The 23,308-nt window shown below is 47.2% G+C and carries 25 protein-coding genes; 18 read left to right on the top strand and 7 right to left on the bottom strand.

Annotated features, from left to right (window positions below; genetic code table 11):
* Window positions 1–144: 144 nt before the first annotated feature.
* The 3 genes from GO003_RS22820 to smpB all read right to left on the bottom strand — a co-directional run bounded on the left by GO003_RS22820 (window position 145) and on the right by smpB (window position 1,712).
* Entirely contained in the window at window positions 145–501 is a 357-nt protein-coding gene (locus GO003_RS22820) for a HopJ type III effector protein (protein ID WP_159652414.1), read from the bottom strand.
* A gap of 24 nt (window positions 502–525) precedes the next feature.
* A complete protein-coding gene (locus GO003_RS22815; protein WP_159652412.1) occupies window positions 526–1,092 on the bottom strand; it encodes an isochorismatase family protein in 567 nt (188 codons plus the stop codon).
* A gap of 134 nt (window positions 1,093–1,226) precedes the next feature.
* Window positions 1,227–1,712: an SsrA-binding protein SmpB gene (gene smpB / locus GO003_RS22810; RefSeq protein WP_159652410.1), complete on the bottom strand. Its 486-nt coding sequence runs from the start codon at window positions 1,710–1,712 to the stop codon at window positions 1,227–1,229.
* A 103-nt stretch (window positions 1,713–1,815) separates the two neighbouring features.
* On the opposite strand from smpB, the gene GO003_RS22805 reads away from it, so the two are divergent.
* The 3 genes from GO003_RS22805 to GO003_RS22795 are packed head-to-tail and all read left to right on the top strand — an operon-like array spanning window position 1,816 to window position 3,894.
* On the top strand, window positions 1,816–3,177 hold the full coding sequence (locus tag GO003_RS22805) for a sodium-dependent transporter (protein ID WP_159652408.1): 1,362 nt from the start codon (window positions 1,816–1,818) through the stop codon (window positions 3,175–3,177).
* Window positions 3,177–3,608, top strand: a complete 432-nt coding sequence (locus tag GO003_RS22800; RefSeq protein ID WP_159652405.1) for a type II toxin-antitoxin system RatA family toxin — start codon at window positions 3,177–3,179, stop codon at window positions 3,606–3,608. The genes GO003_RS22805 and GO003_RS22800 overlap by 1 nt, the downstream gene beginning before the upstream one ends.
* Before the next feature lie 7 nt (window positions 3,609–3,615).
* On the top strand, window positions 3,616–3,894 hold the full coding sequence (locus tag GO003_RS22795) for an RnfH family protein (protein ID WP_231089234.1): 279 nt from the start codon (window positions 3,616–3,618) through the stop codon (window positions 3,892–3,894).
* A 122-nt stretch (window positions 3,895–4,016) separates the two neighbouring features.
* On the opposite strand, the gene GO003_RS22790 is transcribed toward GO003_RS22795, so the two are convergent.
* Window positions 4,017–4,550 carry an outer membrane protein assembly factor BamE gene (locus tag GO003_RS22790; RefSeq protein ID WP_164505702.1) on the bottom strand — a complete coding sequence of 178 codons (534 nt, stop codon included), beginning with the start codon at window positions 4,548–4,550 and terminating at the stop codon, window positions 4,017–4,019.
* 138 nt (window positions 4,551–4,688) lie between these two features.
* Window positions 4,689–5,636 carry a GNAT family N-acetyltransferase gene (locus GO003_RS22785; RefSeq protein WP_159652401.1) on the bottom strand — a complete coding sequence of 316 codons (948 nt, stop codon included), beginning with the start codon at window positions 5,634–5,636 and terminating at the stop codon, window positions 4,689–4,691.
* A 357-nt stretch (window positions 5,637–5,993) separates the two neighbouring features.
* Between GO003_RS22785 and fur the strand changes: the two genes are divergently transcribed.
* From fur to lolD, 3 genes are read left to right on the top strand one after another with little or no spacing between them, the layout of a single operon-like run.
* The gene (fur, locus tag GO003_RS22780; protein WP_159652399.1) at window positions 5,994–6,410 is read left to right on the top strand and encodes a ferric iron uptake transcriptional regulator; all 417 of its coding nucleotides are present in this window, start codon (window positions 5,994–5,996) and stop codon (window positions 6,408–6,410) included.
* 20 nt (window positions 6,411–6,430) lie between these two features.
* Complete coding sequence (locus GO003_RS22775) at window positions 6,431–7,681, top strand: lipoprotein-releasing ABC transporter permease subunit (RefSeq protein ID WP_159652397.1); 1,251 nt, start codon at window positions 6,431–6,433, stop codon at window positions 7,679–7,681.
* Window positions 7,674–8,354 (top strand): lipoprotein-releasing ABC transporter ATP-binding protein LolD, encoded by a 681-nt coding sequence (lolD, locus tag GO003_RS22770; protein ID WP_159652395.1) that lies wholly within the window; start codon window positions 7,674–7,676, stop codon window positions 8,352–8,354. Before GO003_RS22775 ends, lolD begins: the two co-directional genes overlap by 8 nt.
* Window positions 8,355–8,508: 154 nt before the next feature.
* Here lolD and GO003_RS22765 read toward each other — a convergent pair whose 3' ends face one another.
* Complete coding sequence (locus tag GO003_RS22765) at window positions 8,509–9,027, bottom strand: DUF2062 domain-containing protein (protein ID WP_159652393.1); 519 nt, start codon at window positions 9,025–9,027, stop codon at window positions 8,509–8,511.
* 354 nt (window positions 9,028–9,381) lie between these two features.
* Between GO003_RS22765 and GO003_RS22760 the strand changes: the two genes are divergently transcribed.
* The 12 genes from GO003_RS22760 to GO003_RS22705 all read left to right on the top strand — a co-directional run bounded on the left by GO003_RS22760 (window position 9,382) and on the right by GO003_RS22705 (window position 22,692).
* The gene (locus tag GO003_RS22760) at window positions 9,382–11,655 is read left to right on the top strand and encodes a DNA internalization-related competence protein ComEC/Rec2 (protein ID WP_159652391.1); all 2,274 of its coding nucleotides are present in this window, start codon (window positions 9,382–9,384) and stop codon (window positions 11,653–11,655) included.
* 137 nt (window positions 11,656–11,792) lie between these two features.
* Window positions 11,793–12,242, top strand: coding sequence for an SUF system Fe-S cluster assembly regulator (locus GO003_RS22755; protein ID WP_159652389.1), 450 nt, complete (start codon window positions 11,793–11,795; stop codon window positions 12,240–12,242).
* Window positions 12,243–12,256: 14 nt separating this feature from the next.
* A complete protein-coding gene (gene sufB / locus GO003_RS22750) occupies window positions 12,257–13,705 on the top strand; it encodes a Fe-S cluster assembly protein SufB (protein WP_159652387.1) in 1,449 nt (482 codons plus the stop codon).
* 132 nt (window positions 13,706–13,837) lie between these two features.
* Complete coding sequence (gene sufC / locus GO003_RS22745; RefSeq protein WP_159652385.1) at window positions 13,838–14,593, top strand: Fe-S cluster assembly ATPase SufC; 756 nt, start codon at window positions 13,838–13,840, stop codon at window positions 14,591–14,593.
* Window positions 14,594–15,916 (top strand): Fe-S cluster assembly protein SufD, encoded by a 1,323-nt coding sequence (gene sufD / locus GO003_RS22740; protein ID WP_159652383.1) that lies wholly within the window; start codon window positions 14,594–14,596, stop codon window positions 15,914–15,916.
* Window positions 15,917–16,015: 99 nt separating this feature from the next.
* Entirely contained in the window at window positions 16,016–17,239 is a 1,224-nt protein-coding gene (locus tag GO003_RS22735) for a cysteine desulfurase (protein WP_159652382.1), read from the top strand.
* Entirely contained in the window at window positions 17,239–17,691 is a 453-nt protein-coding gene (sufU, locus tag GO003_RS22730) for a Fe-S cluster assembly sulfur transfer protein SufU (RefSeq protein WP_159652381.1), read from the top strand. Before GO003_RS22735 ends, sufU begins: the two co-directional genes overlap by 1 nt.
* A gap of 57 nt (window positions 17,692–17,748) precedes the next feature.
* A complete protein-coding gene (locus tag GO003_RS22725; RefSeq protein WP_159652380.1) occupies window positions 17,749–18,525 on the top strand; it encodes a class I SAM-dependent methyltransferase in 777 nt (258 codons plus the stop codon).
* Window positions 18,526–18,548: 23 nt separating this feature from the next.
* Window positions 18,549–18,869 (top strand): non-heme iron oxygenase ferredoxin subunit, encoded by a 321-nt coding sequence (locus GO003_RS22720; protein ID WP_159652379.1) that lies wholly within the window; start codon window positions 18,549–18,551, stop codon window positions 18,867–18,869.
* Window positions 18,870–19,265: 396 nt separating this feature from the next.
* Window positions 19,266–20,364, top strand: a protein-coding gene (prfB, locus tag GO003_RS22715; protein WP_159652378.1) for a peptide chain release factor 2 whose coding sequence is annotated in 2 segments (ribosomal slippage) — window positions 19,266–19,340 and window positions 19,342–20,364 — 1,098 coding nt in all. Because the reading frame shifts where the segments join, the coding sequence is not laid out codon by codon here.
* A 221-nt stretch (window positions 20,365–20,585) separates the two neighbouring features.
* A complete protein-coding gene (lysS, locus tag GO003_RS22710) occupies window positions 20,586–22,088 on the top strand; it encodes a lysine--tRNA ligase (protein WP_159652377.1) in 1,503 nt (500 codons plus the stop codon).
* A 28-nt stretch (window positions 22,089–22,116) separates the two neighbouring features.
* Entirely contained in the window at window positions 22,117–22,692 is a 576-nt protein-coding gene (locus tag GO003_RS22705) for a Uma2 family endonuclease (protein ID WP_159652376.1), read from the top strand.
* Between the two features lie 35 nt (window positions 22,693–22,727).
* Here the strand turns inward: GO003_RS22705 and GO003_RS22700 are convergent, their stop codons facing one another.
* On the bottom strand, window positions 22,728–23,165 hold the full coding sequence (locus GO003_RS22700) for a YcgN family cysteine cluster protein (RefSeq protein ID WP_159652375.1): 438 nt from the start codon (window positions 23,163–23,165) through the stop codon (window positions 22,728–22,730).
* Window positions 23,166–23,308: the final 143 nt, after the last annotated feature.

Here is a 23,308-nt window from a genome sequence, read left to right as displayed (position 1 = left end):
ACATTTACCGGTTGGCTCGGGGAGCCTAAGCCAACATTAAAAGCATTCAGATTTCAAATAGGCCATTGGTTGGGTTACGGCTATCGCCTAACCCAACCATGTATCACTTTAGTTTTGTTGCTTTTCTGAATAATTAGGGTTAATTCAAGCTTTGGGCGTTAGCGGATTGCTTTTGAAATAAATCCCTTTCCAACCGTAGCGCATGAAATTGCGGATGTTTTGATGGTCGCTGCCTTCCGGATTTTTTAATACGTCTTCACGGTAGTAATCGCCAAACAGGCCAAGCGTTTCATCTTGATTTAACTCGTTGAGTTTGGCGAAGGCAAAAATTTTACACGACCCTTCGTTTTTTCCCGCTTCGTTTATCAGTTTGTTTTCATCAAGGCCGTTATGAAATTCTGAAGGAATGTAATCATAATTTTCCTGAATCACTGCAATAACGTCTGCAAAGCTGAGGGCTTGTTGGGCTTTGATTTTCTCGATTAAGTCTTTGGTCGTCATAAGTAAATGGGTACTGAGGATGAGTTAGCGAACCAGCGCTGATAGACTTTTAAAGTCGGGGTGTTGAGCGTCTTTTAGCCATTCGAACAAAACCGATTCGTAATTGGCGACAGTTGCGCCTTGTTGTTGCATTCTTTGCAGGGCATTGTTTTTATGCTGCGGGTTCCGCGAGCAAACCGCATCCTCGACGATATAGGTTTGATAGTCGAGAGCCAGCAATGCCAATGCTGTTTGTAATACGCAGATATGCGCTTCCTGGCCTGCCAGGATAATTTTTCTTCGCTCGGTTTGTTCAAGCGCCTGAGTGAAACCTTCCGCTTCGCAGCAGGAGAAACCGGTTTTTGGATAGGTTTTTGAATGGACCGGCAGTTTGTTTAAAACAGCGGTTTCGGTGGCGCCTAAACCTTTAGGGTATTGCTCGGTTACAAAAATGGGAATTGCCAGTGTATTGGCGGCCTCTATCAGTTTGCCGGTGTTGGCAATCATTAAATCTGCGTCGGCTTGCGGCATGGTGGCCGTCAGTTTGGCTTGCATGTCGACAATCAGCAGCACGCTGTTTTCTGCGGTTATCAAATTGGCGTGGTCTATCATGACGAATCACTCTCTGTTTATCAGGGGATGGGCGCTTTAATTTAGGCACTGTTTGCATTAATAGGGGGTGTCGCTCCGGCACGGATTGCCAGAATTAATGTCCTTTCAACTACTAACGTGAACAGTGCCTTATTTTAGGCGTGTTTCATGAGCCGCTCTTTTTCACGCTGCCATTCGCGGTCTTTTGATGCGGCACGTTTGTCGTGGAGTTTTTTACCTTTGGCCAGACCAATTTCCAATTTTGCCCGTCCGTTTTTCCAATACATGGATAAAGGAATCAAAGTGAATCCTTTGCGTTCGACGCTGCCGATCAGTCGGCTCAATTCCCGTTTGTGTAACAGTAATTTGCGTTGTCTGATGGCTTCCGGATTGACATGTGTCGATGCTGAGAGCAGGGCGGAAATGTGTGCGCCGGACAGCCAGGCTTCGCCGCGTTTGATGACGACGTAGCTTTCTTTGAGCTGAACGCGTCCGGCCCGCAGACTTTTAACTTCCCAGCCTTCGAGTACCAAGCCCGCTTCAAAACGTTCTTCAATAAAATACTCGTGAGTCGCCGTGCGATTATTCGCAATGGTTGCATTGGGTGTTTTTGATTTTTTCTTGGATTTTTTGTCGGCCATAGCCACGCGGTAAGATATATAAACTGACGTAAAGTAATAATTTTGGTATTTTACTCGATTATTAAAAAAATTGACTTTTTATGTAGAGAGGACGGGCATTTCAATGACGGATTCCAATAAATCATCGCACGGTGAGTGGTCATCGCGAATGGCTTTTATATTGGCGGCAACCGGTTCGGCTGTCGGTTTGGGCAATATCTGGAAGTTTCCTTATATTACCGGAGAAAATGGCGGTGGTGCTTTTGTCATAGTTTATCTGATGTGTGTGTTGTTGATCGGCATTCCCATCATGATTGCCGAGACGATGATTGGCCGTCGTGGCAAACGTAATCCTATCGATACCATGACCGTGCTGGCTAAAGAGTCAGGCGCTGATCCGAATTGGCATTACCTGGGCTGGTTAGGTGTTATAGCCGGTTTTCTGATTCTGTCCTATTACAGTGTTATCGCGGGTTGGGGTTTGTCTTATGTTCTGAACGTTTTTACCGGCAGTTTTTCGGGAGCGGACGGCGAGAAAGTCCAGACTCTGTTTAATGACTTTATGGCGAGTCCTCTCCAGCAATTGTTCTGGCATACCGTTTTTATGGTGGTTACCATGGGTGTGGTGGCCCGAGGTGTAACTGAGGGTTTGGAGCGCGCAGTTCAATGGCTTATGCCGGCTTTGTTTTTCCTGTTGCTGATTTTAGTGGCTTATGCCATGAGTACCGATTCCTATTTTAAGGGTTTGAATTTTCTGTTTAATGCGGATTTTTCAAAAATTACCGGGCAATCGGTTCTGACGGCCATGGGTCATGCTTTTTTTACATTGAGTTTGGGCATGGGGGCGATCATGGTCTATGGCGCTTATCTGCCTAAAGACATTTCAATTGCCCGGACCACCGTCATTGTTGCAGGAGCTGATACACTGGTGGCACTGCTGGCGGGTATAGCCATTTTTCCTATTGTGTTTGAGAATAATCTTCAGCCCGGATCCGGGCCTGGTCTGATTTTTCAGACACTACCGATTGCTTTTGGCAATATGACGGGCGGCTGGTTTTTTGGCATTCTGTTTTTTGTTTTATTGGTGTTTGCTGCGTTATCCTCGTCGATTTCGCTGATCGAACCGGCTGTGGCGTGGCTGGTTGAAACCCGCAATATGACCAGGCAAAGAGCTTGTGTGTGGGCGGGTGCTGTGACTTGGTTGCTGGGTTTAGGAACTATTTTTTCCTTCAATATTTGGTCTGAGTTCAAGATTTTTGATAGGACTATTTTTGAATTGCTGGATTATTTGACCGCTAACCTGATGCTGCCGATTGGTGGTTTTTGTATTGCCATTTTTGCCGGCTGGGTTATGAAACAGGAACACTGCAAAAAGGAATTGCATTTAACTAATCCTCAACACTTTGAGGTTTGGCGATTTTTAGTGTGCTACGTTTCACCCGCTGCCGTTTTTCTAGTGTTTTTAAACGTTGTGGGGGTCATTTAATGACGATGATTCAGAAAAGCGCGTTGGTCAAATACGCGGCTCATCAGATGTTTGATCTGGTTGATAATGTTGAAGCGTACCCGGAATTTTTGCCTTGGTGTGCGGGCAGTCGTGTCATAAACCGTAGCGATGATATCGTGGAGGCGGAACTGCTTATTGCCAAAGGTGGTTTTAAGAAATCCTTTGCGACACGAAATTGCCTGGACAGAGGCGGGCGAATTACGATCGCCCTATTAAACGGTCCGTTCAATTATTTGCAAGGCCGCTGGGACTTTATTCCATTGCGGGAAGATGCGAGCAAAATTTCGCTGGATTTGGAATTCGAAATGTCCGGATTGCTTGCGAATATCGCCTTTGGAACTGTTTTTAATCAAATTTGCAACACTATGATGGGTTCTTTTACTCAAAGGGCAAAGCAAGTTTATGGCTGAGCAATTGATAAGAGTTGAAGTTGCATACGCCAAACCGGAGGAGCAGATCATTTTGACGGTGACCTTGCCGGAAGGTTCTACCGCAGAGGATGCCATTAACAGTTCGGGTATTTTGAAACGGTTTCCTGAAATTGATTTGGCAAAAACCAAAATCGGTATTTTCAGTTCGGCCTGCAAGCTGGATCATGTGCTGAAAGAGTTCGACCGGGTAGAAATCTACCGGCCTTTGGAACATGATCCGAAGGACGCCCGCCGAAGCCGTGCTTCTAAAGAAGTAGAATCGTAAAGTTATGCCGGATTAGGCTGGGTAGAGCCAAAAGCGAAACCCAGTTTGCAGGGTTGCGGTGTGTATTCGAAATCCCCAAGAAGGCGAGTTGATTGGCAACAACTTCAGCAAGCTGTGCCGGATTATTTCGGAGCGGAAGAGCTGGATAAAGGATCTTCAGGCCTGTCCATTTTTTGCGGGGCTCTGCCTGTCGATTCTTCTCGGTATAAACCGTCAAATCCAAACAATCCGGTGATTTTTTCCCACAGTGTTTTTTCCAAATCTCTTGGAGGAAGTTCCATTGTGGTTTCATGAGCTACCCGTTCCACAGGTTTGGAGCTGGGTCTGAAATCCCCTTGAACGGCTTTGAGGCTGTCTTCCTTAAAGAACAGGGTAAGACGTTTCTGCATTCTGGGACCGCCTTCTTCCTGTTCTGAGTAAACATAATCCCATCGGTCTTCGTTGAAAACATCGATCAGCATCGGTGATCCCATAATATAAAGTACCTGCCGTTTATTCATGCCGGGTCTGAGTTGATCAACAACTTCCTGATCGATCAGGTTACCTTGTTGAATATCAATCTTGTAGACACCCGGCATATATTCCATGATGGTCGTACACCCGGTTAAAGTCAAACTGGCTGAGATGAAGGCTGGATAGAAAATCGACTTTTTCATGTACGGGACTAGCAAAAAGAATTGAATGATACAGGATGTGCATTGATTATCCTAGAATGGGCAGTCAACAATTCAGTAACCCGACGGATAAGGAAAGCCGCGTTTTTTGTCCCGTACAGCGTGTTGCCCGGTGATGGATTATAAATTGAGCGCACGAAATTCGGTGCAGGGTCTGGCGCGTTGCCATAATCGCTCGAACAGTTCTGCGAGCTGTTTGCTGCGCGAGGGCAGGCACGGACTCCAGTCGCCTTTGGCTTGTTCGTTGTTAAGGCGGAATAAATAGCCGCGTTGATCACTCAGCAGCAGCGCGGATGGATAACCAAGATCCTCCATTTCTGTCGGTGTTCTTAGCTGAATAGCAGAGGGCAGGCGCTGCGCCAAGTCAATCAGGGGGTGCGATCGCCCGTTCAAGGCGCCTGGGTCTTGAATCAGTATCATGACTAGGCTGTTTCTATTATTTATAGCAAATGATTTTAGTGCCTCAAGCATTGAATTTTGGGCATAAAGCGGCCATTCGAGGTCTTTACTGATAATGCAAATTTGCCGCCGGGCGGACGCAATAAGCTGGGTACTGGCTTCCAGGATAGCACTCAGGCTTTCCAGTTTGTCCGGCTCAATGCTTTCCGGGGCGGGTTTGGGGTCAGGTCGGCCTGGTTTTTGGGCGACAGGTTCTAGCGTCAAACTCAAGCTATAGACTCCCGGGTTGTTTTGAGTAACACGTGTGAATTTTAAGCGCTCAAAGAGGGTTTTATAGCGTTCAACCGCTTGAGCCTTGATTTCGGTCAAACCGGATTTTGCGGCTTTTTCGATCAATGCCGTCAGTAATGCCTGTTCAACACCCTGGTTATACCATTTCGGAATAACGGCTAATCCTTCGATGAAGCCTTCGGAGGTCAATCCGCCTGATCCGATCGGTAGATGCTGATTATCTCTTGCAATAAAATAAATACTTTGCGGATTGATTGAATCAGCCTCAATAATGTCGGACTCATCATCCGGTTGCTTATCTGCGTTAAGAATGGCTAGCAGATCATCATAGTCCGCCCGGTAATTGGCCGGTTCAACTCGAAAGTCAGGGATATTCATAAGGGTCGATAGCTTTGTATGTGTCAGGTTAATAAATAGGTAACTATTTAGCGGAGCAACGACATGCAGGTGATTCACCTTGTTGGTTGCGGTTGGCGATAGCCAGCCCAACATATCAAGGCCATGGCGTTAATTGTTGGGTTGCGAAAAATGTGCAATCCAACCTACGCTGAATAATCACAAAAACAGTCTATTGCCGGCGTTTATCCGGGTAAAAGTATAGGACAGTCTATTGTTCGTGAAAGATAAGAGACAAAAGTGTTAATATGGCGATCAACTAAATAACAGGAATGGCGAATACATGAAATCGGTAATGCGCCTTGTTTTAGACACTACTGGCTGGATAGGGAGAGTGATTTGGAAAAGCAAGATTTAAAAAACGCAGGCTTAAAGGTCACGTTGCCGCGAATGAAAATTCTTGAAATTCTAGAAAATCAGACCGAGGAAAGGCATCTGACTGCCGAGCAGGTCTATAAAATTCTGTTGAGTGAAAATGAGGAAATCGGTCTGGCGACTGTTTACCGGGTTCTCACTCAATTCGAAGCGGCTGGTTTGGTCAAGAGGCACCATTTTGAAGGGGGTAACTCGATTTTTGAACTTGACCGCGGCGGACACCATGATCATATTGTCTGTTTAAAATGCGGTAAAGTGGATGAGTTTACTGATCCGACCATAGAATCCAGACAAAAAGAAATAGCAAGCAAACTGGGTTATGATCTCACCGATCATAGTCTTTATCTCTATGGCTTTTGTGTCGATTGCAAAAAATCCTAACCCTCATTTAACATCATTTCATGTTTAAACCGCTAATCCTATACATTGGCTTACGCTATACGCGTGCCAAACGCAGAACTCAATTTATCTCATTTATCACATTAACTTCCATCCTGGGAATCGCCTTGGGTGTTACCGCTCTGATCACTGTGCTTTCAGTTATGAATGGCTTTGAGGCGGAATTGCGGGAAAGAATTTTAGGTATGACTTCTCACGCCACGGTAAGCGGCATTGATGGTCAATTACAGGAGTGGTCTAAAGTTCAGGAACGAGTGAAAGATTACCCGCATGTTGCAGGCTCGGCTCCGTTTGTTAACGGGCAAGTCATGATCAATGCCGATAGGCGGGTCAGTGGCACTATGCTGAGAGGTATTCTTCCCGAGCAGGAGCATGCTGTTTCCGAAGTCGGCGATAAGATGGTTGCCGGTGATCTCAATCAATTGGTTGAGGGCAATTACAATATCGTGCTGGGTGCCGAATTGGCCGGTTATTTGGGCGTAGGCCTGGGTGATCAGATCACCGTAATCACCCCGCAGGTTAATTCCACCCCTGCCGGTATTCTGCCCAGAATGCGGCGGTTTACTGTTACCGGCATGTTTCGGGTCGGGATGTTCGAATACGATAGAAATATGGCGATCATACATATGGCGGATGCTGCCAAGCTGTTCCGTTTGGAAGACGGCGTTTCCGGTTTGCGGCTTAAACTGGATGACCTTTTTAATGCGCCTCAAATCAGCCGTGCCTTGGCCAATACGATGTATGCTGACGGTTACCGGGTCAGCGACTGGACGCAAGCGCATAGCAATTTTTTCCGGGCTATCAAGACTGAAAAACGGGTGATGTTTATTATTCTGTTACTGATTGTTGCGGTGGCGGCATTCAATATTGTATCGACGCTGGTTATGGTGGTGACCGACAAGCGAGGCGATATTGCTATTTTAAAAACACAAGGTTTGTCTGCGCCTTCCGTAATGGGGATTTTTATTATTCTGGGCGGCATCATCGGGGTGGTAGGTACGGCACTGGGAACCGTCGGAGGCATTGCGCTGGCGCTTAATGTCGAGACCATCGTGCCGGCTATCGAGCAGTTTTTTGATACTCAGTTCATGGCCGCCGATGTGTATTACATCAGCGAATTGCCTTCCAAGCTGGAATGGTCTGATGTCTATGCGATAGCCGCCATGTCTTTTGGCCTTTCGTTGCTGGCGACCATTTATCCTGCCTGGCAGGCCTCGAAAGTCAATCCTGCCGAGGTCTTAAGATATGAGTAATCAATCAATTCTTTCCTGCCGGAAGTTGACCAAAACATTTAAGCAGGGTGGCCTTAACGTCACGGTCTTGAGAGGCGTCGATCTTGAGATCGGCGTAGGACAGCGTGTTGCCATAATGGGGGCTTCAGGGTCCGGAAAAAGTACACTTTTGCATCTGTTGGGCGGCCTGGATAAACCCGACGACGGCAGCGTTATTCTCAATAGCTTCGATCTGAACAAGGTTAGCGCCAGAGAACTTAACCAGTTGCGTAATCGCTCATTGGGCTTTATTTATCAGTTCCATCATCTGCTGGGTGAATTCACCGTTTTGGAAAATGTCGCGATGCCGCTATTAATTGGCGGCGAATCGGTTAAGCAGGCAAAAATCAGGGCGCATGGCTTATTGGAGCGAGTCGGATTGGGGCATCGGGTCGAACATAAGCCGGGTGAGTTATCCGGCGGTGAGCGGCAGCGCGCGGCAGTAGCCAGAGCCTTGATCAATAACCCGAACTGCGTTTTGGCTGATGAGCCAACCGGTAATCTGGACAGCAAAACGGCGGAGCAGATCTATCAGCTCATGCTGGAGTTAAATAGGGAGTTAAAAGTCAGTTTTCTTGTTGTGACCCATGATCCAGCCTTGGCTGCAAGGATGGATACGGTTCTTCATATGGAAGACGGCTTGATCGTCAATTAATTCAAGGATTCGCCGCCTGGATGCAGCATGGCGTAGTCCTGAATGAATCCTGGTATGCCCGTTATTTCGTTGCGATTTAACGGGCTTGTTCAGTCAAAAACTTTTCTATGGCACGCTTGGCGCCAAGTCCGGATTTGCCGTTAGACGTGCTTGATCAATGACTGGCTCTTAACTTTCTTTTGCTCCATCTAGAAGCGACGTGATAGCGCCAAAAGGCATTCATTCCGAAATAACCGGCACTGGAGCAAGTGACGCCAAGAATGAGACAGCCCAATAAAAACGGTGCCCATACATCGCCTAATCCATTCATCACGCCGTCCAAAGAAAACTCAAAATCAGCCGATGGCGAAGGTTGCCCCATAACAAAAAGGCCGACCCGGTAAGCGAAATAAAACAGGGGCGGCATGGTTATCGGATTTGTCAGCCAGACCAGCGCAACTGAGATAGGTAAATTGCCCCTAAAATAAAAAGCTGCAACAGCTGCAATCGCCATTTGTGTCGGCGTTGGAATCCATGCGGCAAAGAGTCCAATCGCAAAAGCCATTGATACTGACTTCCTGTTTAAATGCCACAGATTAGGGTCGTGAAGCTTTTCTCCTAAAAACTGAAGATTTTTATGTTTTTTTAAGGTTTCATGATCGGGCATGAATTTTTGTAATAATTTCTTTGGCATAGTGATGATTCTTTATAGTTATTTTTTCTAAACGATCGAATGGCAAAGGGCGGCAAAGACACTCAGTCGATAGGGTATTAATATTTTTTGTAACTATTCAGCGAAACAATAAAACAAAGGTGATGCACCGTGTAGGTTGCGGTTCGCGATAGCCAGCCCAACATTTCAAGGCCATGGCGTTAATTGTTGGGTTGCGAAAAGCATGCAACCCAACCTACGCTGGATAGTTACTATTTTTAGGTGTTGATCGGTTTTTCGCTAAACAGCGGGGAATGTCTGGTCAAGGCCTATGACCCGTAAGTCTATCAGGTTTTTCTTACCTGAAAAAAATTATTGCTAATCAGGAATTCTCTCATGGTGACGCTCGTACTCTGCTTTGTGTTGGGTGTTTTATGCCTGCAACAGCTACCGGAATTACCTGGGCCGATCGGGTTGTTAATAGTCATTACGTCTGTTGTCATTTGTGTTGCTCTGCGACTATGGAAATGCCTTGCTTTAGTTGTAGGTGTGCTGTGGGCGCTAGGTTATGCTGAAATGAAATTATCGGACCGCTTGCCTGAAGCGTTAGAAGGGCAGGTATTTCAGGTCGAGGGCAGGATAGAGCCCATTCCGGTTGTCTCTCAAAAGCGTGTTCGATTTGACTTTAAAGTCAGCAAAGCCGATCCCGGTGTACCTTCAAGGTTAAGACTTAACTGGTATTTTCCCAAGGTATTGCCCAAAGCCGGGCAATACTGGCGTTTTACTGTAAAACTCAAAAGGCCTAGGGGCAATTTCAATCCCGGTAACGTCAATTACGAAAGAAGCCTCTTTGTATCGGGTATTGGCGCTACAGGTTATATAAAAGAGCAGTCCAAACCGCAGTTACTGACAGACAATGACCCACTGTTTTCGCTAGCGGCTTGGCGGCAGAACGTTTTCGATCGACTGGTTCAGGCAATGCCCAATGCAGATTCTTTGGGTTTGATCCAGGCGCTGACTCTGGGTGAACGGCAATTGATGAGCGATCAGCAATGGCTGATGTTCAGAAAAACCGGAACAGTGCATCTGATGGCTATTTCGGGGTTACATATCGGTTTAGTGTCCGGCATGATTTACTGGCTGATCGCAAAAATTTGGATAAGATCGGGTGTGCTGAGCATTGCGCCTTATCAGGTGGCGGCTTGTTTTGCTTTGCTGGCAGCCCTGGCTTATTCGGCAATGGCCGGATTTGCCATTCCAACGCAACGCGCGCTGATTATGTTGGCGGTATTTATGCTGGCCTTGTTAAGGCAAAGGCATGTGAGTGCCATAAATACACTGGCTATCGCGTTATTAGTTGTTGTGATGATCGATCCTTTAGCTGTACTTTCAGCAGGATTCTGGCTGTCATTTTTTGCTGTGGGGATTATTTTTTATTCGCTGCGCAGTCGCCTGAAGTCCGGTAAAGCCTGGAAATCAGCTCTCAAAATTCATTGGGTCACCAGTCTGGCATTGGCGCCATTATTGTTCTTCTTTTTTCAGGAAGTGTCTGTGATAGCGCCATTAGCTAATCTGATAGCGGTGCCTTGGGTCAGCTTTATTATTATTCCGCTGTGTTTGGCTGGCGTATGTTTAATTTTTATTGCGCCTTCTGCAGCTCACTTAGTTCTGAGTTTTGCCGACGCCATGCTCTGTGGTTTGATGTGGCTGTTGTCCCGTCTAGCAGAGTTGCCGTTTGCAACATTTCAACTCTCACAGCCCAGTCCATTAGCCTTATTTCTTGGGATCATGGGTGCATTCGTGTTGATGGCGCCCAAAGGATTTCCGGGGCGATGGCTGGGAATTATGATGTTTTTGCCCTTGGCTTTTAATGACAGACCCGGTCCGGGTGATGGAGAGGTTGAGCTGACCTTGCTGGATGTAGGGCAGGGGCTTTCTGTGGTGGTTAGGACGGCGCATCACAGCCTCGTGTATGACGCAGGCGCCCGCTTTGATGAATCAGCCGATATGGGTAGCCGGGTCGTATTACCTTATCTTGACTTTCTGCAAATCAACAAACTGGATGCTGTTGTTATCAGTCACGGAGATAACGATCATATCGGAGGCGCTGCAATGCTTTTGAAGGGGATGACGCCTTCGCTGTTAATCAGTAGCGTCCCGGACCAGTTAGTACCTTATCGTGCTGAGTTTTGTCAGGCAGGACAATCATGGATGTGGGATGGTGTGCGATTTGCCGTGCTGAGTCCTCAATCCCGGCAGATAGACAACGATAATGACGGATCTTGCGTGCTGCAAATCAGTTCTGAGCAGGGTCGAATTTTATTAACAGGCGATATCGAGAAAACAGCGGAGGCTAAGCTGGTCGAAGCTTATGGCGATCAATTGTCATCCAGCGTCATGATCGCGCCGCATCACGGCAGTAAAACATCGTCAAGCACATTGTTTTTAAAGCAGGTCAATCCTGAGCTTATTTTAATTCCTGCCGGTTATAACAACCGGTTCGGATTTCCTCATAAGCTGGTGGTCAGGCGCTATAGCGAACAAGGCATCAAGTGGTTTGAAGTAGGCAGGGAAGGCGCTATTACGTTGCTATTGAGAGGAAACGCCATCACTATTGCGCGATCACGGTTACAACTGGGGCGATACTGGAATGAAAAGCCTGATCGGTAACCGTTCAGACTGTTTGTTTGATGGACCTACCCTTTAAAATTTAAGCTGTTTGTTGTCTCAATTTATTTTCCAATTACCTAGTACTTTACTCGGAATTAAAATAGGACTAAAATAGTCCTAAATGAATGAGGTTAACTATGTTGCGTCTTGGAAAGCTAACGGATTATGCGACTGTGATTTTAAGTTATATGGCCAGAGAGCCTTTGGCTGTTCATGCAGCCCATGAAATTGCTGATGAGACAGGAATTGCCTTAACAACTGTCAGTAAAATACTTAAGCTGTTGTCTAAAGCGAAGCTGGTCAGTTCTACGCGAGGGGCCAGAGGCGGTTACATTTTAGCGAATCCGCCGGATAAGATCTCGGTTGCAACCATAATCAGCGCGCTTGAAGGGCCCATTTCATTGACTGAGTGCAGCATTTCTCAACAAAGTTGCGAACAGGCCAGTGGCTGTGAAATAAGAGGTGTGTGGGGTCTGATCAATCAAAAGATTTTTTTAACGCTGGATTCGATTACGTTGGCTGATTTGATCATGCCCACGCAACAGGCCGAAGAAATTTATGTGCCGGTAGCCAGTCTTTACCGGTAATTAAGGAGAACAAAATGTCAGCAAGCACCAAAGAAATTGAACAACTGATCGGCAAGGAATACAAGCAGGGTTTCGTGACGGTGTTAGAAACCGAAACATTTCCCCCTGGATTGGATGAAGAAGTCATTCATAAATTATCCAAGGTAAAAAACGAGCCTGAATTCATGCTGGAATACCGGTTGAAGGCTTTTCGCCATTGGCAGACGATGAAGTCGCCGGAATGGGCTTTTGTTAATTTTGATCCGATTGACTATCAGTCTGTCAGTTATTATTCGGCGCCCAAACGCAAGGAAGATGGTCCTAAAAGTTTGGATGAAATCGATCCTCAAGTGCTGGAAGCCTATAAAAAACTGGGTATTCCTCTAGACGAGCAGGAGCGCCTTGCCGGTGTTGCTGTCGATGCGGTTTTTGACAGCGTTTCGGTTGCCACTACATTTAAAGGTAAATTGAAAGATGCAGGGGTTATTTTTTGCCCGATTTCCGAAGCGTTGCGCGAGCATCCCGAACTGATCAAACAATACCTTGGTTCTGTCGTGCCGCATACCGATAATTACTTCGCTGCGTTGAATGCCGCCGTCTTTACCGATGGTTCGTTTGTTTATATTCCTAAAGGCGTGCGTTGCCCTATGGAATTGTCAACTTACTTCAGAATCAACGCCGCTAATACCGGTCAGTTCGAACGAACGTTGATCATTGCCGATGAAGGCAGTCATGTCAGCTATTTAGAAGGCTGTACCGCGCCTATGCGGGATGAAAACCAGTTGCATGCCGCTGTGGTCGAATTGATCGCGCTTGAAAATGCCGAAATCAAATATTCCACGGTACAAAACTGGTATCCCGGCGACAAGGAAGGCAAGGGCGGCATCTACAATTTTGTTACCAAACGGGCCGATTGCCGGGGTGATAATTCCAAGGTGTCCTGGACCCAAGTGGAAACCGGTTCCGCAATTACCTGGAAATATCCCAGTTGCGTATTGACCGGAGATAATTCAATCGGTGAGTTTTATTCGGTCGCGTTGACGAACAACTACCAGCAAGCCGATACCGGCACGAAGATGATTCATATCGGCAAAAATACGCGCAGCACGATAGTTTCCAAAGGTATTTCGGCTGGCCGGGCGCAAAATACGTATCGCGGTCTGGTCAAGGTGTTGAAGAGCGCCGAAAACGCCCGAAATTACACGCAGTGCGATTCCTTATTGGTCGGTGATCGTTGTGGTGCGCATACGTTTCCGTATGTGGAAGTCAAACAGCCTTCAGCACAAATCGAACATGAAGCGACGACGTCCAAAATCAGCGAAGATCAGTTGTTTTTCTGCCAGCAGCGCGGTCTTTCCGCAGAAGATGCGGTATCGATGATCGTCAACGGTTTCTGTAAAGAAGTCTTCAAGGAATTGCCCATGGAATTCGCCGTGGAAGCGCAGGCCTTGTTGGGCTTGAGTCTGGAAGGGGCAGTGGGTTAAGGATTGGTTGGCACAATCCCTTACTCAATAAACGGTCAGCGATTCCAAGACAGGCTGAAGTTAAAGACATTTTGGCAAATAAGATTTTAAAGATTTGGGTGTAAAACCCGTCAAATAACCAGGTAATAAAACATGCTCAACATTGAAAATCTCCACGTTAGCGTTGGTGACAAGCCCATTCTAAAAGGCATCAATCTGCACATTAAACCGGGCGAGATTCATGCGATTATGGGGCCAAATGGTTCCGGAAAAAGCACGCTGTCCCATGTGTTGTCCGGTAAAAGCGGCTACACCGTGACCGAAGGAACGGTTACTTATGGTGGCAAGGATCTTACCGAAATGGCGCCGGAAGTCAGGGCGCGTGAAGGCGTGTTTCTGGCCTTCCAGTATCCGGTGGAAATTCCCGGCGTCAGCAATATTTATTTATTGAAAGCCGCGCTTAACGCGATACGCAAGCATCAGGGCCTGTCTGAAGTGGACGCGATGGACTTTTTGATGCTGGTGAAAGACAAAGTGAGGCTATTGGAAATGGATGAAAAATTTCTTTATAGAGCGGTTAACGAAGGTTTTTCCGGCGGCGAGAAAAAACGTAATGAAATTCTGCAAATGGCCATTCTGGAACCCAAGCTTTGCATTATGGATGAAACCGATTCAGGCCTGGATATTGACGCATTAAAGATTGTTTCCGAGGGTGTCAATTCGTTGCGGTCGCCTGAGCGTTCCTTTGTCATGGTTACGCATTATCAACGCTTGCTCGATTACATCAAGCCTGATTTTGTGCATGTGCTGGCGCATGGTCAAATCGTAAAGTCAGGCGGTGCCGAGCTGGCGCTGGAATTGGAGGAAAAAGGCTACAGTTGGGTTGAAAACAAACAGGCGGCGGCTTAAATGAACACGGTCATCAAATCGCGCTACAGTGCGGAATATTCGAAAGTAGAGCCGGCGTTACCCGGGCGATCTGCGCCCTGGTTAGTAGCTCTTAGAGCCGGCGCCCTGGATAAATTTTCCGGGAACGGTTTTCCTTCAATTCGGGAAGAGGAATGGCGTTATACCAATGTTTCAGGTATTGAGAAAAATCTGTTTGTACCCACAGATCAGCCTTCCAGCGCTACTGTCGATAAAGAGTGGCTAGACCGTTTTAAATTGCCGGATTGCTGGTCTTTTGTATTGGTCGACGGTTATTTTTCTGCGGAATTATCCCAATTGGACGGCATACCGGAAGGCCTGGTCGTTCAGAGTTTGGCCAAAACACTTGATACGGATGACGAACAGGTAAAACCTTATTTTGCTCAAGCCGTAAGCGATGATGAACACAGCTTTGTTGCATTCAACACGGCGTGGTTTTGTGACGGCCTGTTCTTAAAAGTACCTAAAAAGCTGGCATTGACTAAACCTGTTCAAATATTGCATGTAACGACTCAGCAAGAACGGCTTTCGACAACGCGTAATCTTATCGTGCTGGAGCCCATGGCCGAAGCGCAGGTTATCGAGACTTATGTTGGCGTTGAACAGGCTTATCTGTCTGCTGCCGTCACAGAAGTTTTTGTTGAGGCCAATGCCAATCTGACGCTTTATAAAGTGCAGTGCGAATCTGCAAAAGCGTATCACTTTGGCGGAACCTATGTAAAACAAGCCCGCGATGCGCGTTTTATTCACCATAACTTTGCTTTCGGCGGCTTATTGGCCAGATGCGATATTCACTGCGATCTGGATAATGCCAGCGAATGCGATCTCAATGGTTTGTATCTGGGCAATCAACGCCAGCATCTGGATAACCATACCCGCATCAATCATTTACAGCCGAATGCAGTGAGCCGGGAAATGTACAAAGGTGTTTTGGCGGGCCGGTCGCGTGGTGTATTTCAGGGGCGTGTCGTCGTTGCAGAAAATGCGCAAAAAACGGATTCGCAAATGAATAACCGTAATTTGTTGCTGTCGGATGATGCCGAGGCCGACACCAAGCCGCAACTGGAAATTTATGCAGACGATGTCAAATGTTCACACGGTGTTACGGTGGGGCAATTGGATGAAAAGTCCGTGTTTTATTTGCAATCGCGTTGTGTTGATGAAGAAACAGCCAGAAATATGCTGACTTTCGCATTTGCTAACGAAATGGTGAATAAACTGACCATCAAAAGCCTGCATGATCTGGTTTTGACTCAAGTGCTGGAGCGGTTTCCGCAACAAGGTATTTCAAAAGATTGGTTGTAATGGTTGCATAGCATCAAAATTAGCCGAGCGTTCAATTTTGCAAAATACGCCCGTTCGGCACTGAACTAGCAAACCTTAAAATGAGTTTAGACACACACAATGACACACTTTCCTGTAGAAAAAATCCGTCTCGATTTCCCGATTCTGGAAGAAAAGATTCGTAATAAACCTCTGGTTTATCTTGATAATGCGGCTTCGTGCCAGAAACCTAATGCAGTGATAGACACCATATCTCATGTGTACCGGCATGATTATGCGAATGTGCATCGTGGTGTTCATACACTCAGCGTGCGGTCTACCGACAAATTTGAGAATGCCAGGGAAAAAATCCGGGCTTTCATCAATGCCGATTCAACCAAGGAAATTATTTTTACCAAGGGTGCAACCGAATCCATCAACCTGGTTGCGCAGACTTATGGCAAAGCCAATCTGAAACCCGGTGACGAGATTCTAATAACCGCTATGGAACATCATTCGAATATCGTTCCCTGGCAAATGCTCTGCGAGCAAACCGGCGCTCTATTGAAAGTGGCACCTATCAATCAACAAGGCGAGTTGATTTTCACCGAGTTTGAAAAGCTGTTAGGCGACAAAACCCGACTGGTTGCCGTTGTGCACATGTCCAATGCGCTGGGAACCATTAATCCGGTTAAAAAAATCATTGACCTGGCGCATAACCGTTATATTCCGGTGCTGTTGGACGGGGCTCAAGCCATTCCGCACATGGCGGTTGATGTTCAGGCGCTGGATTGTGATTTTTACGTATTTTCCGGCCATAAGCTCTATGGGCCGTCGGGTGTCGGTGTCTTATACGGCAAACGGGCGCTACTGGAAGCCATGCCGCCGTATCAGGGCGGTGGCGATATGATAAGGAAAGTCACGTTTGAAGAAACGGAATACAACTCACTGCCTTATAAATTTGAAGCAGGAACACCGTCGATTGCCGATGTGATAGGTTTGGGGGCGGCCATCGATTATCTGAACGATATCGGCATGGACACTATTGCCGCCTATGAAGCCGAATTGCTGGCTTACGCAACCGAAAAAGCCAGGCAGATCAAAGGCCTCAGGATTATCGGCGAAGCGGCTGAAAAAGGCGCCATTCTTTCATTTGTGCTGGATGGAATTCACCCCCACGACATTGGGACCATGCTGGACAGTTTAGGTATCGCCATTCGAGCGGGTCATCACTGTGCCATGCCGGTCATGGATTTTTACGAAGTACCTGCAACAGCCCGCGCCTCGTTTGCCATGTATAATACCGAACAGGAAATAGATGTTCTAATGAACGGCATTGAATCTTTGATTGAGGTGTTTGGCTAATGTTTGATGATTTACGCGATCTCTACCAGGAGGTCATATTTGACCACAACCGTAACCCGCGCAATTTCCGGGTGATGGACAATGCCGACCGGAAAGTAGAAGGATTCAATCCTTTGTGCGGTGACCGGCTCACGTTATATTTAAAAATGTCGGGCGATGTTATCGAAGATGCCAGTTTTCAGGGCTCAGGATGCGCTATTTCAACGGCTTCGGTGTCATTGATGACGGAAATCATCAAAGGTAAAACCGAAGCGGAAGCCGAAGCGTTATTTAAAACCTTCCATGAAATGACGACGGGCAAGGATGAAAATATTCAACTCGAAGCGGTTGGAAAATTAGCCGTATTAGCCGGTGTCAGAGAATATCCCGCCCGGGTTAAATGCGCCACGCTGGCCTGGCATACGCTGGATGCTGCGTTAAAAAATGAACAGAAGTCCATCTCAACCGAGTAGTTTTGGGCTTTTCTTTCTATTTGCGCAACATTTAATACCAAATTGGCTGATCCGGGCATGACCTTTTCTTACAGCGGTAAACTCGCTGTTCTCTATGAAGGGCTGGGCGATTTGGCAGCTTATCAGCAACTTGCCGGACGCCTGTCTGTCCCGTTAAGGTCCGTATCAATGCCCGGATATGACCAGCAGGAGTCCTTTTTTCTGTGCTGGCGAGAGGGATCACTTAAACTCATCGATCGCCAGTTGCTGCGAAAAGGCGGTATGGCGGTCGAAATCGAACCCAGGCCCGGCGAGCAGCGTTCCTGGCCAGCGCCTAAAACAGGCGCATTGGCCCAGGCAATCGGTCGTAAAACCAAAACGGTCATTGATGCGACCACAGGTTGGGGACAAGATAGTCTGCACATTTTCCGGATGGGTTATGAACTGCGTTGTATCGAACGATCACCGGTGATGCTCGAGCTGTTGGCCGATGCATTTGCTCGATTGACCCAGTTGGATTGGGTCAGTCGTTTGAAATTAGAGCCGCCAGAATTGATACCCGGCAATGCGATCGCTGTTTTAAGTGAGCTTGAACACGCGCCGGATTGTATTTACCTCGATCCGATGTTTCCTCCCAAACGAAAAAAATCCGCGCTGGCCAAAAAATCCATGACCGTATTACGTGATCTATTGGGTGATGATGAGGACAAGGATCAACTATTTGCCGCAGCCATGAAGGCAACCGCTAAAAAAGTGGTGGTAAAAAGTCCTGATGATGTGGAGCCTTTAGGCGGGGCGCCTCATGAAAGTTTTAGCGGCAAATTGCTGCGTTATGATGTTTATCTTAAAGTTTAAGTGAAAGTTCAGGAGATAAATCAATGTCCGAATGGATAGATGTGGTCAGTCAGAATGCGCTGTCCGAGGGTGAGCACGTGGTTGTAGATGTCGACGGGGTAGACGTTGCCGTATTCAATCTGGAAGGAAGTTTTTACGCGATCGAAGATGTGTGCAGTCATGATGGTGCGGAAATCGCCAGCGGCGAACTGGAAGGCGATGAAATTATCTGTCCGCGTCACGGCGCCCGGTTTTGTGTAAAAACAGGGCAGGTCAAATCTGCGCCCGCCTATGAGGATATTGCCTGCTTCAAGGTGCGTATCGAAAATGAGCGTGTACAAGTGCGAGACGACAGATGGGATTGATCCACTCCTGATTTTTTGTAACGGTTCACCGTATTAACAAAGCCAAGGTGATGCACCTTGTAGGTTGGGTTGGCGATAGCCAACCCAACATTACAACGCCATGGCGATAATTGTTGTGTTGCCAAAAGCAGGTGGCCCACCTACGCTTAATAATTCCGAAAGTTCGCTTAATGCCGAACAATGATTTCAAGTCCATAGCCGAATAGTGTTCCACTGTTTAAGGTTATAATACCGGCTTACCATCCAGGATCGGCCTTTAATCAAGGAAAATCGAGTGCATCAAAATTGATGCACTAGCGATTGTTAACGGGTATTCGTTTATAATTCGCCTTTTAATAAATTCAGCGCCGTCATTCAACTGAAAGCCGGCACAACTCTATTTGCAACAGACAAGCCATGCAAGAAATCAATCCTATAAAAAATAAAATTGCAGACCTCAGAAGCCGCGGTGATGCGCTAAGGGGGTATCTTTGACTACGACACCAAAAACGAGCGACTGGTTGAGGTTTTAAGAGAGCTTGAAAACCCCAAGATTTGGGATAATCCCGAAAATGCGCAAACCTTGGGTAAAGAACGTGTTCAGTTAGAAACTATCGTCAATACGATAAACGAACTGGAAGGCGGCTTGGTTGACGCGAGCGAACTTTTGGAAATGGCGGTTGAGGAAAACGATGAAGAGACCGTCGATACCGTAGTCGCGGATCTGGAGCATCTGGAAAAAAGAGTGGCTGATCTGGAATTTCGCAGAATGTTCTCCGGTGAAATGGATGCCAATAACGCGTTTCTTGATATTCAATCGGGTTCAGGCGGCACTGAAGCTCAGGATTGGGCTTCCATGATCGAACGGATGTTCCTGCGTTGGGGCGAGGCCAAAGGCTTCAAGACTGAACTGATTGAGGAGTCGCCCGGTGATGTTGCGGGCATAAAAAGCGCGACCATCAAGTTTGAAGGGGAATATGCTTTTGGCTGGCTGCGTACCGAAACTGGTGTGCATCGTCTGGTTCGTAAATCGCCTTTTGATTCCGGTAACCGCCGCCATACTTCGTTTGCATCGGTTTTTGTTTCTCCTGAAATCAACGACGATGTTGAAATCGACATCAATCCGGCCGATCTGCGAGTCGATGTTTACCGTGCCAGCGGGGCGGGTGGTCAGCATATCAACAAAACCGAATCAGCCGTGCGGATAACCCACGGTCCTAGCGGCATCGTTGTGCAATGCCAAAGCGATCGTTCACAACATAAAAACCGCGATACCGCCATGAAGCAGCTTAAAGCCAAGTTGTATGAAATGGAAATGATGAAGCGCAGCGAAAAACAACAAGCCTTGGAAGACTCCAAATCCGATATAGGCTGGGGTAGCCAGATCCGGTCCTACGTCCTGGATCAATCGCGCATCAAGGATTTGCGCACCGGTGTCGAAACCGGCAATACCCAAGCAGTTCTGGATGGCGACCTGGATCAGTTTATAGAGGCCAGCTTGAAGAGTGGGTTGTGATGACTTTGACATTTGTCGGCCGATAATTCAACCAAGCATAAAATTACGTAATTATTCAGTGTAGGTTGGGTTGCTCGCTTTTCGCAACCCAACAATTAACGCCATGGCCTTGAAATGTTGGGTTGGCTGTCGCCAACCGCAACCTACGGTGCATCATCTTTGTTTTGTTGCTCCGCTGGATAGATACAAAAACTTAAAATACTAAATTAAGAAAAATCAGTATGTCTGAAATACAACAAGACGAACAAGAACAAATCAAACAACGCCGCAGCAAGCTGAATGATATTCGCGAGTTGGGTGTCGCGTTTCCTACCGATTTTCGCCGCAATGTGGTGGTCGGTGAACTGCTTGCCGAGTACGGTGAAAAATCCAAGGAAGAATTGGAAGCAGAGCCGGTAAGAGTCAAAGTGGCAGGCCGCATGATGACCCGCCGCGTGATGGGCAAGGCCAGTTTTTGTCATATCCAGGATATGTCAGGGCAAATGCAGCTTTATGTGACCCGGGATACGTTGCCTGAGGGATTTTATAACGAGCAATTCAAAAAATGGGATATCGGCGACATTATCGGTGGCGAAGGCGTATTGTTTAAAACCAATACCGATGAGTTGAGCGTTAAAGTCGACGATATTCGTTTGTTGACCAAAGCCCTGCGCCCGCTTCCTGAAAAATTCCACGGAATTGCTGATCAGGAAATCAAATACCGCCAGCGCTATCTCGATTTGATCATGAGCGAGCAATCGCGCAGTACGTTTACGATGCGGACAAAAATTGTCAGTTATATTCGTGAATTCCTGGTGAGCAGACAATTTCTGGAAGTTGAAACGCCGATGATGCAGGTGATCCCCGGAGGCGCCACAGCGCGCCCGTTTAAAACCCATCATAATGCGTTGGACATGGGGCTTTATTTGCGCATTGCGCCGGAATTGTATTTAAAAAGGCTGGTTGTAGGCGGTTTTGAACGGGTTTTTGAAATCAACCGTAATTTTCGTAATGAAGGTTTGTCGACCCGGCATAACCCCGAATTTACGATGCTGGAGTTTTATCAGGCGTATGCCGAATACGGCGATCTGATGGATTTGACCGAAGAAATGCTGCGCGGCATCGCTGAGGAAGTGGTAGGGCAGGTCGTCATTAGCTATCAGGGTGAGCACTATGATTTCGGTAAGCCTTTTGATCGCATGACCGTTCTGGAATCAATTCTCAAATTTAATCCTGACCTGACTGCAGCCGATCTCCAAACCCGGGAGGCTGCAGCACACGTCGCAGCCGGTTTGAATATTCCGGTAAAAGACACTTATGGTCTGGGTAAAATTCAAATTGAAATTTTTGAGAAAACGGTTGAACACCGCTTAATGAATCCTACGTTTATCACTGCGTATCCGGTGGAAGTATCCCCTCTGGCAAGACGCAATGATCACGATCCCCATGTGACTGACCGGTTTGAATTTTTCGTCGGCGGACGCGAAATCGCTAATGGGTTTACGGAGTTGAACGATGCGGAAGACCAGGCCGAACGTTTCCGTAAACAAGTGGAAGAAAAGGAAGCCGGGGACGATGAGGCCATGCATTACGACGCCGATTACATTGTCGCTTTGGAACACGGTATGCCGCCGACTGCGGGAGAGGGTATAGGCATTGACCGTCTGGTGATGCTGTTTACCGATGCGCCGTCGATTCGTGATGTCTTGTTATTTCCTCATATGCGGCCCAAAAATCAGCAGTAATCTTTTGTAGTCAGCGTCAGGGGGCAAGATGAATGATCCGGCTTACCGATCGGCAACTTACGACGATTTGTTAGATTTGCCTGAGCATGTCATCGGTGAGATTTTAAACGCTCAACTGATTACCCAGCCGCGTCCCGCGCCGCGGCATGCAAGGGCTTCTTCTATTGTTGGCGGAGAGCTGATCACCGCTTATGACCAAGGTCGTGGCGGCCCGGGTGGTTGGTGGATTCTGTTCGAACCTGAACTGCATTTGGGACGAGATATTCTGGTTCCTGATCTGGCCGGCTGGCGGCGAGAGTCAATGCCTAATTTGCCTGAAGAAGCGTATTTCAGTAGCGCGCCTGATTGGGTTTGTGAAGTGTTATCGCCTGGAACGGCCCGAATTGACAGGGCGGTTAAAATGCCCATTTATGCGCGAAACGGAGTGTCATGGTTGTGGCTGGTTGATCCTGATGCCAGAACCCTGGAAGTCTATCGCTTGTTGGATAGTCATTGGCTTTTGGAGTATACCTGGCAAAATGATGATGTGGTTAATGCGCCTCCGTTCGCCGAAGTCAGTTTGACGATGAGCGATCTCTGGGTGCCCGCCGTGCAGACAGGATAAATCAATTGGGAAATTTACTTTTTTGCGTCAGTCAATCAATCGAAATCTTCAATGATGTGATCTTCCAGATCAGCCTCATCCACTTCCGTTTCTGAAACAGCATAATCTCGGATCGAAATACCGGCAGTAATCACGCTCTCCGCTTTGCCCGATACCAAGGGATGCCAGTCGAAAAGTTCTTTGCCCTCTGCCAATAACCGGTAAGCGCAGGTCGATGGCAGCCAGTTCAGGGCTTTTTGTAAATTGCTGCCTTTAAGGTCTATACATTCGGGCACCCACTGCAACCGAGTCTCGTAGCGGCTGCAACGGCAGTTTGTTAAATCCAGAAGTTTACAAGCAGCATTGGTGAAATAAATATCGCCGGTGTCTTCATCTTCGAGTTTGTTAAGACAGCAGCGGCCACAACCATCGCACAATGATTCCCATTCCTGCAGGTTCATGTCGGCTAATTTTTTAGTTTCCCAGAAGTTCATGAAGTTAATTGAAGTGCTGTTTGTTGAAGGAATTTCAAGCTGTCAAGACGGGCTCTAGCATTACAAAACAGGCCAACCCGGCGCGGGTTGGGCCAATAGGGATGATGTGTTAGCATTGTCAATGATTCGAGTTTATCACAGGA

The sequence above is a fragment of the Methylicorpusculum oleiharenae genome (assembly GCF_009828925.2).
GTDB lineage: Bacteria > Pseudomonadota > Gammaproteobacteria > Methylococcales > Methylomonadaceae > Methylicorpusculum > Methylicorpusculum oleiharenae.
The sequence above is the reverse complement of the archived record's forward strand: the minus strand, read 5'-3'. Positions and strand labels throughout refer to the sequence as shown.

Coding starts and splice junctions, on each gene's coding strand:
- lysS (WP_159652377.1), top strand. CDS start 20,586: ATGTCTGAAATACAACAAGACGAACAAGAACAAATCAAACAACGCCGC.
- GO003_RS22790 (WP_164505702.1), bottom strand. CDS start 4,550: ATGAAAAAGTCGATTTTCTATCCAGCCTTCATCTCAGCCAGTTTGACT.
- sufD (WP_159652383.1), top strand. CDS start 14,594: ATGAACACGGTCATCAAATCGCGCTACAGTGCGGAATATTCGAAAGTA.
- smpB (WP_159652410.1), bottom strand. CDS start 1,712: ATGGCCGACAAAAAATCCAAGAAAAAATCAAAAACACCCAATGCAACC.
- GO003_RS22700 (WP_159652375.1), bottom strand. CDS start 23,165: ATGAACTTCTGGGAAACTAAAAAATTAGCCGACATGAACCTGCAGGAA.
- GO003_RS22785 (WP_159652401.1), bottom strand. CDS start 5,636: ATGAATATCCCTGACTTTCGAGTTGAACCGGCCAATTACCGGGCGGAC.
- GO003_RS22705 (WP_159652376.1), top strand. CDS start 22,117: ATGAATGATCCGGCTTACCGATCGGCAACTTACGACGATTTGTTAGAT.
- GO003_RS22735 (WP_159652382.1), top strand. CDS start 16,016: ATGACACACTTTCCTGTAGAAAAAATCCGTCTCGATTTCCCGATTCTG.
- GO003_RS22815 (WP_159652412.1), bottom strand. CDS start 1,092: ATGATAGACCACGCCAATTTGATAACCGCAGAAAACAGCGTGCTGCTG.
- GO003_RS22725 (WP_159652380.1), top strand. CDS start 17,749: ATGACCTTTTCTTACAGCGGTAAACTCGCTGTTCTCTATGAAGGGCTG.
- GO003_RS22805 (WP_159652408.1), top strand. CDS start 1,816: ATGACGGATTCCAATAAATCATCGCACGGTGAGTGGTCATCGCGAATG.
- GO003_RS22720 (WP_159652379.1), top strand. CDS start 18,549: ATGTCCGAATGGATAGATGTGGTCAGTCAGAATGCGCTGTCCGAGGGT.
- GO003_RS22765 (WP_159652393.1), bottom strand. CDS start 9,027: ATGCCAAAGAAATTATTACAAAAATTCATGCCCGATCATGAAACCTTA.
- GO003_RS22800 (WP_159652405.1), top strand. CDS start 3,177: ATGACGATGATTCAGAAAAGCGCGTTGGTCAAATACGCGGCTCATCAG.
- sufB (WP_159652387.1), top strand. CDS start 12,257: ATGTCAGCAAGCACCAAAGAAATTGAACAACTGATCGGCAAGGAATAC.
- GO003_RS22775 (WP_159652397.1), top strand. CDS start 6,431: ATGTTTAAACCGCTAATCCTATACATTGGCTTACGCTATACGCGTGCC.
- sufC (WP_159652385.1), top strand. CDS start 13,838: ATGCTCAACATTGAAAATCTCCACGTTAGCGTTGGTGACAAGCCCATT.
- GO003_RS22760 (WP_159652391.1), top strand. CDS start 9,382: ATGGTGACGCTCGTACTCTGCTTTGTGTTGGGTGTTTTATGCCTGCAA.
- GO003_RS22820 (WP_159652414.1), bottom strand. CDS start 501: ATGACGACCAAAGACTTAATCGAGAAAATCAAAGCCCAACAAGCCCTC.
- lolD (WP_159652395.1), top strand. CDS start 7,674: ATGAGTAATCAATCAATTCTTTCCTGCCGGAAGTTGACCAAAACATTT.
- sufU (WP_159652381.1), top strand. CDS start 17,239: ATGTTTGATGATTTACGCGATCTCTACCAGGAGGTCATATTTGACCAC.
- GO003_RS22755 (WP_159652389.1), top strand. CDS start 11,793: ATGTTGCGTCTTGGAAAGCTAACGGATTATGCGACTGTGATTTTAAGT.